General features: G+C 69.1%; 2 protein-coding genes. Both read left to right on the top strand.

Features of this window, described 5'->3' with window-relative positions; all coding sequences use genetic code 11:
* Positions 1–2 precede the first annotated feature (2 nt).
* Positions 3–8,516: a non-ribosomal peptide synthetase gene (locus tag LDQ05_RS17390; RefSeq protein ID WP_226438206.1), complete on the top strand. Its 8,514-nt coding sequence runs from the start codon at positions 3–5 to the stop codon at positions 8,514–8,516.
* A gap of 81 nt (positions 8,517–8,597) precedes the next feature.
* Positions 8,598–12,801 (top strand): non-ribosomal peptide synthetase (locus LDQ05_RS17385; RefSeq protein ID WP_226438205.1); only part of this gene is annotated, 4,204 nt, incomplete at its 3' end.

The following is a 12,801-nucleotide window of genomic DNA, read 5'->3' as shown; positions in this document are numbered from 1 at the left end:
TGCTGGCGATTCCGGACAAGGGTGTCGGTTTCGGGTTGTTGCGGTATCTGAACGACGAGTCGCGTGAGGTGTTGGCGGGGTTCGCGGGTGGTCAGGTCAGTTTCAACTACCTGGGCCGCGTCGGCACGAAGGACATCCCGGAAGGCTTCGAAGGCCTGCCCTGGTTGCCCGCCGACGATGTCGCGGGCGTCACCGCGCCGGGCGATGCCGACATGCCGGCCAACAAGGTCGTCGACATCAACGCGATCGTCAACGACGGCGCCGACGGTGCGGTTCTCGATGCCTCGTTCGCGTTCCCGACCGGTGTGCTCTCGTCGGACGAGGTGACCGCGCTCGCCGACCTGTGGGTGCAGGCGTTGTCGGCGCTGGCAACGCATGTCACCCGGCCCGGCGCGGGTGGGCTCACCCCGTCGGACGTGCCGCTCGTCGCGCTGTCGCAGCGCGACCTCGATCTCCTCGAGGACCGATTCGTCGATGACGGTGTCGCCGACGTGTGGTCGCTGGCCCCGCTGCAGTCGGGTCTGTTGTTCCACGCGATGCTCGCCGAGGGCTCGGTCGACGTGTACTCGGTCCAGATGGTGTTGTCGCTGTCCGGTGCCGTCGATGTGGACCGCCTCCGGTTCGCCGCGCAGCGCACGGTCGCCCGACACTCCAATCTGCGGACCGCCTTCGTGACGGCCGCGGACGGAACCGCGGTGCAGGTCGTCCTCGACGACGTCGACGTCCCGTGGCGTGAAGTGGATCTCACGCACATCGCCGACGACACCGAGCGCGAGGCGCAGTGGCGGGCGTTGCTCGCCGACGATCAGGCACGGCACTTCGACATGGCGGCCCCGCCGCTCGTGCGGTTCACGCTGGTACGAGTCGACTCCGACCGGTACCGACTCGTGCTCGCGAACCACCACATCGTGCTCGACGGGTGGTCGATGCCGCTGCTCATGCAGGAACTGCTCACCGTGTACGCGCTGCGCGGCGACGACGGACTGCCCTCGCCGCGCAGCTACCGCTCGTACCTCGCGTGGATCGCCGAGCAGGACCGTGCCCGATCGCTGGACGCGTGGGCCGAGGCCCTCGCCGGCATCGACGAACCGGTGTTGCTGGCATCGTCGATGTCCGGCACCGAGTACACCGCGCTGTCCGAGCACCTCGACACGGCGCTCGACACCGATCTCACCGGTCGGCTCACCGCCCTCGCGGGCCGGCTCGGCGTGACGATGAACACCATCGTGCAGTCCGCGTGGAGCATCCTCCTCGCGCGCACCACCGGTCGCGACGACCTGGTGTTCGGTGCCACCGTGTCGGGTCGGCCGCCGCAACTGGCCGGAGTCGAGTCGATGGTCGGTCTGTTCATCAACACGCTGCCCGTGCGGGTGAGCCTCGACGACGGTGAATCACTCGCGTCGCTGATCACGCGGGTCCAGCGTGAACAAGCAGGCCTTCTGGATCATCACTACCTGGGATTGCCCGAGATCCAGGAGGTCGCCGGTGCGGCAGCACGATTCGACACCCTCGTGGTGTTCGAGTCGTATCCGGTCGACCGGGAGGCGCTCGCCGCGCAGGCGGATCTCCTCGACGGCATGGTGATCGACGGCATCGATGCCGACGACTCCACGAACTTCCCGCTGACACTGCTCGTCACGATGGACGACCGTCTGCACCTGAAACTGCGGTACCTGCCGGATCACTTCGACGCCGACAGCGCCGCCGCGATCCTGCGCCGGTTCGTCACGGTGCTCACCGCGGTCGCGCAGGACGATTCCGTCCAGGTCGGCGCCGTCGATGTGCTCGACGACGCGGAGAAGCGGTGGGTGCTCGAGGATCGCAACGACACCGTTCGTGACCTCGGCTCCACCCGCACCCTCGCCGACCTGTTCGGCGAACAGGTCGAGCGGACACCCGACGCCGTCGCGTTGGTCGGTGACGGAACCTCGCTCACCTACGCGGAGTTCGCATCGCGAGTCCGTCGTCTCGCCCGCCACCTGATCACGCTCGGTGTGGGACCGGACACGTTGGTGGGCCTGTCGATCCGCCGTTCGGTGGACCTGATGGTGGGTATGTACGCGATCATCGAGGCCGGCGGTGCGTACGTGCCCGTCGACCCGGATCAGCCGTCCGACCGCAACGAATACGTGCTCGGCGTCGCGCAGCCCGCCGTCGTGCTCACCACGGCCGATTCCGGATCGGACACCGGTCGGTGGACGACGGTGCAGGTGGACGCGGTCGACCTGTCCGGACTGTCGGACACACCGATCACCGACGCCGAGCGTCTCGTGCCGCTGCGCGAGCGTCACGCGGCGTACGCCATCTTCACGTCGGGATCCACCGGTCGTCCGAAGGGCGTGGCCGTCGAACACCGTTCGGTCGTCAACCAGATCCGGTGGATCAGTGACCGTTTCGCCCTGTCCGAGCGTGACGTCGTGCTCCTGAAGACCCCGTTCACGTTCGACGTGTCGGTGTGGGAGCTGTTCGCGACCCTCGCGTCCGGTGCCCGACTCGTGATCGCGGAGCCGGACGGCCACCGTGACCCGCGGTACCTCGCCTCGGTGATCGACGACCACGAGGTGACACTCGTGTCGTTCGTGCCGTCGATGCTCGACGTGTTCGTCGAGCAACTGTCCGTCGGATCGTGCACGTCGTTGCGTGCGGTGCAGGTCGCCGGTGAGGCGTTGCCGGTGCAGACCGTCACTCGGTTGCGCAGCGCGCTGCCGGCTGTCGCAGTGCACAATCTGTACGGCCCCACCGAGTTCACGGTCCACGCCACCGAATGTGCGGTGCCGGTGCAGCTCGGCACGGCGGTGCCGATGGGTGTGCCCGTGTGGAACTCCCGCGCGTACGTACTCGACCACCGACTGCGTCCGGTCGCACCGGGTGTCGCGGGCGAGTTGTACCTGTCGGGCGTGCAGGTTGCGCGCGGGTACGTGCGGCGCCCGGACCTGTCGGCGGAACGATTCATCGCGGATCCGTTCGCGCCGGAACCGGGTGTGCGCATGTACCGCACCGGTGACCTGGTGCGCTGGAACACTTCCGGTGATCTCGAGTACATCGGGCGCACCGACTTCCAGGTGAAGGTGCGCGGCCTGCGCATCGAACTCGGTGAGATCGAATCCGTCCTGCGCGACGACGCGCGGGTCGGGTCCGCCGTCGTCGTGGTGCGCCGAGACCAACTCGTCGCGTACGTGACCGGCGCCGACGGCGTGGACCTCACCGACGACACCGAGCGCCTCACGACGGTGCTGGCGGAACGCCTGCCCGCGTACATGGTGCCCGGCCACATCCTCGTGCTCGATGCGTTGCCGCTCAACGCGTCCGGCAAGGTCGACCGGAAGGCGTTGCCGGACCCGGTGTTCGAGGTGCGGACATTCCGCGCCCCCACCACTCCCGTCGAGGAGACCGTCGCCGCGGTGTTCGCCGACGTGCTCGGCATCGATCGAGTGGGCCGCGACGACGACTTCTTCGAACTCGGTGGCAACTCGCTCGCGGCGACGCGTGTCGTCGCGCGTCTCGGCGACGAGATCGATGCGCACGTCCCCGTGCGGGAACTCTTCGAAGACGGCACCGTCGCGGGGTTGGCCGCGCGACTCGAATCGCACATCGGAGCCGGTGGCCGAGCCCGGCTGGCCCCGCGGGAGCGTCCCGCGGAGATCCCGCTGTCGATGGCGCAGCAGCGCATGTGGTTCCTCAACCGATTCGACGGATCCGCAGCCGCGTACAACATTCCGATGGCGTTGCGCATGTCGGGCGTCCTCGACGTCGACGCGTTGCGTTCCGCCGTCCGTGATGTCGTCGCGCGGCACGAGACGCTTCGCACCGTCTATCCGGAGACCGACTCGGGCCCCGCCCAGGTCGTGTTGCCCCCGAGCGATGCGGTGACCGAGCTGGACGTGGTCGATGCGACGGCCGAACAGCTGCCGGAACTGCTCGTCGCGCTCGCCGGGACCCGGTTCGACGTGACGGGGGAGGTCCCGCTGCGGCTGCAACTGTTCCGGGTCGCGCCGGACGAGCACGTCCTGGGCCTGGTCGTGCATCACATCGCGGCCGACGGGTCGTCGATGGGCCCGTTCGCGCGGGACGTGATGGTCGCGTACGCCGCGCGACACACCGGCCAGGAGCCCGCCTGGGCGCCGCCGGCCGTGCAGTACGCCGACTATGCGCTGTGGCAACGCGAGGTCCTCGGCGACGAACAGGACGACGAGTCGGTGGCCGCCGCGCAGATCGAGTACTGGCGCCGCGCACTCGCGGACCTGCCGGATCAGCTCGACCTTCCGGCGGACCGTCCGCGGCCGAGTGCACAGTCCTACCGGGGCGGGTACCTGAGCTTCGAGATCGACGCGGACCTGCACCGACAGCTCGCCGCGCTCGCCCGCGTCCACGGCACGACCCTGTTCATGGTCGCCCACGCCGCGTTCGCGACGCTGCTCGCGCGGTTGTCGGGTACCACGGACATCGCGGTCGGCACCCCCGTCGCGGGCCGCGGCGAGCGGGCACTCGACGACCTGATCGGCATGTTCGTCAACACACTGGTGTTGCGCACCCAGGTCGAACCGCACATCGGATTCGCGGACCTGCTCGACGAGGTCCGCGAGACGGACCTGCAGGCCTTCGCGCACTCGGATGTGCCGTTCGAGCGACTCGTCGAGGTACTCAACCCGGTGCGGTCGACGGCCCGACATCCGCTGTACCAGGTGGGATTCCTGTTCCAGAACATGGAGAACCCCGCCCTCGAACTGCCGGACCTGACGGTGCGCGGACTCGAGATCGACAACGGCGTCGCCCAGTTCGACCTGCAGTTGATCGTGAGCGACCGCTACGACGACGGCGGTGTGGCCGACGGCATCTCCGCCGTGTTCAGCTACGCCACCGATCTGTTCGACGAATCGACGGTCGCCTCGTTCGCCGACCGATTCGTGCGGTTGCTGGCCGGCATCGTCGCCGAGCCGACGCTGCCCGTGGGCGATCTCGACCTGCTCGGCCCCGCCGAACGTGACCGCGTCCTCGTCGAGTGGAACGACACGCGTCGCGACGTGGACACCGCCGCAACACTCGTCGATCTGTTCGACGAGCAGGTCTCGGCGCACCCCGATGCGCCTGCCGTCACCTACGGCGGTGACTCGGAGACGTACCGGGCGTTCGATGCGCGCGTCAACCGACTCGCACGGTATCTCGTGGCTCACGGGGTGACGACCGAGAGCCGCGTGGTGCTCGCGTTGCGTCGTTCCGTGGATCTCGTCGTCGCGATGTACGCGGTCGCGAAGGCGGGCGGCGCATACGTCCCGCTCGACCCGGATCAGCCCGCCGACCGCAACGCGTACGTGCTCGGTTCGGCGGCGCCGGTGTGCGTGCTGACGACCACTGCCGACGAGGCGGTGGCCGGCGACCACCCGGTGATCGCTGTCGACGGACTCGACCTGACCGGGTACGCGGACACGCCGCTGACCGACGCGGATCGGCTCGCTCCGCTGCGGTCCGGAAACACCGCCTACGTCATCTTCACGTCCGGGTCGACGGGTCGGCCGAAGGGGGTTGCGGTGCCGCACGCGGCCATCGTCAACCAATTGCTGTGGAAGCGGGCCGAATTCGAACTCGACGAATCCGATTCGGTGTTGCTCAAGACCGCCGCGACCTTCGACCTGTCGGTGTGGGAGTTCTGGTCGTGGTCCGTCGCGGGCGGGCGCTTGGTGATCGCGGAGCCCGACGGGCACCGCGACCCCGAGTACCTGCTGGATCTGCTCGGCCGCGAGAAGGTGACGACGCTGCACGTCGTGCCGTCGATGCTCGCGATGCTGCTCACCACGTCGGGGGGTGAACTGCCGGAGTCGTTGCGTCGCGTGTTGGCGATCGGTGAAGCGTTGCCGCCGAGCGTGGCGCAGGCGTTCCGCGCGGCGAGCGGGGCACAGCTGCTGAACCTGTACGGTCCGACCGAGGCGGCGGTCTCGGTGACCGCTCACACCGTCACCGACGCCGACACGACGACCGTGCCGATCGGACGTCCCGAATGGAACACCGGCCTGTACGTCCTCGACGACCGGCTGCACCCGGTTCCGACCGGGGTGCACGGTGAGCTGTACATCGCCGGTGTCCAGTTGGCACGCGGCTACCACGGCCGGCCCGATCTGACCGCCGACCGTTTCGTGGCCGACCCCTTCGGTGCCCCGGGCGACCGCATGTATCGCACCGGTGACATCGTCCGGCTGCGCGCGGACGGCGAACTCGATTACATCGAGCGCGCCGACTTCCAGGTCAAGGTGCGCGGGTTCCGCATCGAACTCGGTGAGATCGAATCCGTCCTGCGCGCCCGCGAGGACGTCGACTCCGCCGTGGTCGTCGCGAAGTCCGATCCGGTCACCGGCGACATGCTCGTCGGGTACGTCGTTCCGGCAGCGGACGTCGATCTCGACGTCGATGCGGTGCGGACGGACCTCGGCGTCGCACTGCCGAGCTACATGGTGCCGTCGGTGATCATGGTGCTCGAGTCGCTGCCGCTGAACGTCAACGGCAAGATCGACCGTCGTGCGCTGCCCGAACCGGAACTCGGCGTGCGAACCTTCCGGGCCCCGACCGAGCCGGTCGAGGAGATCGTCGCGGCGGTGTTCGCGGAGGTGCTCGGCGTCGAGCGGGTCGGTCTCGACGACGATTTCTTCGACCTCGGAGGCAACTCGCTCGTCGCGACCCAACTCGTCGCGCGGATCGGCCGCGAACTGAACGCTCAGGTGCCCGTGCGCATCGTCTTCGAGGCGTCCACGGTCGAGGCACTCGCCGCGCGAGCCGAGGCGCTCGCCGGCACCGGTCGCGGAGCCGAGCTCACCGCGCGGCCACGACCCGAGACCGTTCCGCTGTCGCTCGCGCAGCAGCGGATGTGGGTGCTCAACCGGATGGATCCCGAGTCCTCCGCCTACAACATTCCGGTGGCGTTGCGGATGTCGGGGCGCCTGGACGTCGAGGCACTCGCCGCGGCGATGCGCGATGTGGTGACCCGTCACGAGGTGCTCCGGACGGTCTACCCCGATCTCGGGGACGGGCCGGGACAGGTCGTGCTGTCCCTCGCCGATGCCGCACCCGCACTTCCGGTGACGACGGTGGACACCGAGTCGGCACCTGCCGTGGTCGCCGAGTTCGTCAACCGCGGATTCGACGTGGCGGCCCACGTGCCGGTGCGTGCCGCGCTCTTCGAGCTCGGTCCGGACGATCATGTCCTGGCGGTGGTCGTGCACCACATCAGCAGCGACGGCGCCTCCATGGGGCCGCTCACGCGCGACCTGATGGTCGCGTACTCGGCGCGCACGGCCGGTGAGGTGCCCTCGTGGCAGCCGCTGCCCGTGCAGTACGCGGACTACGCGCTGTGGCAGATCGACGTCCTCGGCTCGGAGGACGATCCCGACAGCCCTCTGTCGCGGCAGATGGACCACTGGACGCGGGCACTCGCCGGTGCACCCGAGGTCCTGGCGCTGCCCACGGACCGGCCGCGGCCTCCGCGCCGGTCGATGCGCGGTGCGGTGCACGAGTTCGTGATCGGAGCGGAGACCGCCCGCACCGTCGACGCGGTGGCGCGCGACCACAACGTGACCACGTTCATGGTCGTGCACGCCGCGCTGTCGGTGCTCCTCGGCAAGCTCAGCGGTGAGACCGACGTCGTCGTCGGTACTCCCGTGGCGGGTCGGGGTGAGCGTGCGCTCGACGATCTCGTCGGCATGTTCGTCAACACGTTGGCGTTGCGCACCGACGTCGCACCCGGTACCCGCTTCGAGGATCTGCTCGCGGACGTGCGGGAACGGGACCTCGCGGCGTTCGCGCACGCCGACCTTCCGTTCGAGCGGGTCGTGGACCTGCTCGGCCGGCAGCGATCGAGCGCGTACTCGCCGGTGTTCCAGGTGATGCTCTCGTTCCAGAACATGGCGCTGGGCAGCATCGACCTGCCGGGGTTGACCCTGTCGGCGTTCGACGAGGGCTGGACACAGGCGATGCTGGACCTGCAGTTCACCGTCGTCGAACAGTTCGACGACGACGGTCTGCCCGCCGGACTGCGGGTGCGGATCACCTATGCGACGGATCTGTTCGACGCGGGCACCGTGCACACGCTCGGATACCGGTTCGAACACGTCCTCGCTGCGCTCGTCGCGGACCCGCACGCCGCCCTGCGGTCCGTGGACATCGTCGGTGACCGGGAACTCGCGGCGATCGAGGCGGCCCGTCCGAAGACGGTCGCGGATCTTCCGGAGCTCGCGGCCCGCGCCGCCGAGGTCGCTGCCGCAGCGGGGGCGTTCACCCACGACGGACGTGACGTGTCCTTCGGTGAACTGTCCGCCCGGCTCGACGAGGTCCGCACCTCGATGGGGGCGTCGCTGCCCCCGGAAGCGCTGGTCTCGGTCGCGCTCAACGGGCTGGTCCCGGGCATTCTGCCCGCACTCGGTGCGGACGGCTATGCTCGACTGCTCGCCGTGCTGCTGGAACGAGCCCAGCAGGTGGCGGACGGTGCACAGGCCGCTGACCGGCACACGGGGCCACCGGCCCCGGGCCACTAGGGTGAGCACCGTGACAGGGGACGGCCGCGCAACGGGGGAGCGCGCGCCGTCCTTCCAGACGACAAGTGGAGGAATCGGTCGATGTCCGTGGGCGAACCCAGGCAGCAGGCACTGACGATCGGGGACCTGCCGCGGCTGGTCGCCGCGGTCGCTGCGGCGGACCCGGAGCGCGTCGCGCTGACACATGGGGGAGTGGACCTCGACTACGCGCGATTCGATCGCGAACTCGCTGCGATGGACACGGCGATGGGCGGCACCCTCGGGCCGGAAGCGCTCGTCCCGATCGTCCTGTCGAGTGCCCTGCCGGGTGTGGTGGAGGCCACGGACGGGGGATTCGACGGTGTGGTCGCGATGCTGCTCGCCGACGCGGTGGGGGCCGGCGCCGCCGACCCGGCGACCGGTGAGCGCACCGACGCCACCCTCGTGTCCCGGTTCGAGGCACAGGTTGCGCGCACCCCGGACGCGACGGCGCTCGTGTACGGCAACACGTCTGTGACGTACGCCGAGTTCGATGCGCGCGCGAACCGACTCGCGCGGCTGCTCGTCGAGCGCGGTGTCGGACCCGACGTGCTGGTCGGACTCGCGATCCGGCGCTCGCTCGACCTGCTCGTCGCCATGTACGCGATCGTCAAGGCCGGCGGCGCGTACGTGCCGATCGACCCGGACCAGCCGGCGGAGCGCAACCGGTACGTCCTGGCCACCGCGCGTCCCGCGTGTCTGCTCACCACCTCGCGTGACCGGACCACCGATTCGCCTGCCGACGTTCCGGTGATCGACGTCGACACCGCCGACGTGTCGGATCGGTCGCCCGAGCCGCTCACGGACACCGACCGGCAGGCACCTCTGCACGCCGACAACCTCGCCTACGTCATCTTCACCTCGGGGTCCACCGGGCGCCCGAAGGGTGTGGGGGTCGCGCACCGCGCGATCGTCTCGAACCTCGACTGGCGTCAACGCGAGTACGCATTCACGCCCGAGGACGTGGTGATCCAGAAGACGCCGTTCACGTTCGACGTGTCGGTGTGGGAGTTCTTCTGGCCGCTGCAGGTGGGTGCGAGCCTGGTCGTCGCGGAATCCGGTGTGCATCGGGATCCCGCCGACCTCGCCCGCGTGATGAGTGAATCCGGCGTCACCGTCGCGCATTTCGTGCCGTCGATGCTGTCGGTGTTCGTCGCGGAGCCCGCCGCGGCCCACCTGCCCGACCTGCGCTACGTCTTCGCGTCCGGCGAAGCGCTCCCCGCGCAGACGTGCGCGCGGTTCCGCGCGATCAGTCGCGCCGGACTGCACAATCTGTACGGCCCGACGGAAGCCGCCGTCGACGTGACCTACCACGCGGTGACCGAAGCGGACCGGGTGTCCGTTCCCATCGGCGTCGCGGTGGCCGACACCGACCTGCTCGTCCTGGACGACGCCCTGCGACCTGTGCCCGACGGTGTCGTCGGTGAGCTGTACCTCGCGGGCGTACAACTCGCCCGCGGGTACGTCGCCCGACAGGAACTGACGGCCGAACGCTTCGTCGCGCACCCCGGTGCCGCAGGGGGTGCCCGTGTCTACCGCACAGGCGACCTGGTGCGCCGCCGCGCCGCCGACGGTGCTCTCGAGTACATCGGCCGCAGCGACTTCCAGGTCAAGGTACGTGGATTGCGCATCGAGCTCGGCGAGATCGAATCCGCGTTGCTCGATCTACCGTCGATCGCCCAGGCCGCCGTCGTGGTGTACGCCGATGAGACCGTCGGTGACACCCTCGTCGGCTATGTCGTCCCCGAGGCATCCGAGGTCGTCGACACCGACCAGCTCGTTCGAGCCCTCGGCGAGCGGCTTCCCGACTACATGGTTCCCGCCACGTACGTCGTCCTCGACGAGTTCCCGCTCGGCGCCAGCGGCAAACTCGACCGCCGGGCACTGCCCACACCGGAACTGGCCACCCACAGCGCCGAATACCGTGAACCGGCCACCGATACCGAGAGCGCGATCGCAGCCGTGTTCGCCGACCTCACCGGCGCCGACCGGGTCGGTGCCGACGACGAGTTCTTCGCGCTCGGCGGCAACTCGCTGCTTGCGACACGTGCGGTGGCCCGCATCAACGCCGAGTACGGCATCACCGTGATGGTCGCGGACTTCTTCGACGCATCGACCGTGGCTGCTTTCGCCCGGATCGTCGATCGCGCGATCGAATCCGGCGACGGCGCCGTCCGTCCGCAGCTCGTGGCGGGCCCGCGCCCGGAACGGGTCCCGCTCTCGTCGGCGCAGCAGCGACTGTGGTTCCTGAACCGACTCGACCCCGGATCCGCGGTCGACAACATCCCCGCGGCGCTTCGGATCCGTGGTCGTCTCGATGTGCCGGCCTTCGAATCAGCTGCGCGCGACGTGGTGTCGCGTCACGAAACGTTGCGCACCGTCTACCCCGAGATCGACGGTGTGGGATACCAGCACATTCTCGCCGCGGACGCCGTCGCGATCGACCTCACACCACTCGACGTCGACGAGGACGCGGTTGTGGAGACCGTGACGCGACTCGCCACGGACGGGTTCGATGTCACCGTGGACGTTCCCCTGCGGCTGCATCTGTTGCGTCTGGCCGCCGACGACCACGTGCTGGTCGTGGTGCTGCACCACATCTCGGGAGACGGCTTCTCGATCGGTCCGCTGACCAGGGATCTGCTGGGTGCGTACTCCGCCCGGGCAGCGGGCGCGGAGCCGGTGTGGAGCGACCTGCCCGTGCAGTACGCGGACTACACGATCTGGCAGCGGGCGCTGCTCGGGGAGGCGTCGGATCCGGGGTCGGTGGTGTCGCGCCAACTCGATTACTGGAGGAACACACTCGGTTCACTGCCGTCATCGATCGATCTGCCGACCGATCGTCCGCGTCCGGCGGTGGCCTCGGGACACGGTGCGGTACATCGGTTCTCGATCCCGTCGCGGGTGTACTCCGGCGTGCGCGCCGCTGCGGCAGCGCACCGCACGACCGAGTTCATGGTGGTGCATGCAGCGTTGGCGGTGTTGCTGTCGCGGTTGTCCGGTGGGGACGACGTGGCGGTGGGGACGCCGGTGGCCGGTCGTGGTGAGCAGGTGCTCGACGATCTGGTGGGGATGTTCGTGAACACGTTGGTGTTGCGGACGTCGGTGGATCCGGGTGAGTCGTTCGAGGAGTTGTTGGCGCGTACCCGTGAGGTGGATCTGGGTGCGTTCGCGCATGCGGATGTGCCGTTCGAGCGGTTGGTGGAGGAGCTCGATCCGGTTCGGTCGCAGGCGCATCATCCGTTGTTCCAGGTGATGTTGACGTTCCAGAACCTGGACCGGCAGAACGTCGAGTTCGCGGGACTGCACGCGAGCGGACTGGACATCGACGCCGCGGGCGCCAAGGTCGACCTCGAGTTCGTGGTCGCACCGACCGACGCCGGTGACGTACCCGTCGAACTGACCTACGCCACCGACCTGTTCGACGGAACGACGGCCGAGTCGTTCGCGACATGGTTCGTGCGGGTACTCGGCACGGTCGTGGCGGATCCCGGTTCGTGTGTCGGCGACGCGGAACTGATGTCTCCGGAGGAACGGTCCGCACTGTCCGTCGCGTCGACGGGGCCCGCCCGCGAGGTGGACTCGTCGGCGACGCTGGTCGATCTGTTCGACGAGCAGGTGCAGCGGTCCCGGGACGCCGCGGCGGTGGTGTTCTCCGATGCGGCGTTGTCGTACGGGCAGTTCGATGCCCGGGTCAATCGCCTCGCCCGGTACCTGGTGTCCGCGGGTGTGGGACCGGAGTCGCGGGTGGCACTCGTGATGCGCCGGTCGGTGGATCTGCTGGTCGCGATGTATGCGGTGGTCAAGGCCGGTGGCGCATACGTGCCGGTCGATCCGGACCAGCCGGTCGAGCGCAACGAGTACGTACTCGAGGTGGCGGAGCCGGTGGTCGTGCTGACGACGAGCGACACCGGTTTCGACGGTGGTGGCCGGTGGTCGGTGGTGTCGGTCGACGCCGCGGATGTGTCGGCGTTCTCGGATGCGCCGATCACCGCCGACGAGCGTCGGGGTCGGCTGCGGCCGTCGAACACGGCGTACGTGATCTTCACGTCGGGGTCGACGGGTCGTCCGAAGGGTGTGGCGGTCTCGCACGGGGCCATCGTCAATCGTCTGTTGTGGATGCAGGCGGAGTACGGGTTGACGTCGGTGGATACGGTGCTGCAGAAGACGCCGTTCACGTTCGATGTGTCGGTGTGGGAGTTCTTCTGGCCGTTGCAGGTCGGTGCCCGTCTGGTGGTGGCGGCTCCGGACGTGCATCGGGATCCGG

This window comes from Rhodococcus yananensis (assembly GCF_020515525.1).
Classification (GTDB): Bacteria; Actinomycetota; Actinomycetes; order Mycobacteriales; family Mycobacteriaceae; genus Rhodococcus; species Rhodococcus yananensis.
The sequence above is the reverse complement of the archived record's forward strand: the minus strand, read 5'-3'. Positions and strand labels throughout refer to the sequence as shown.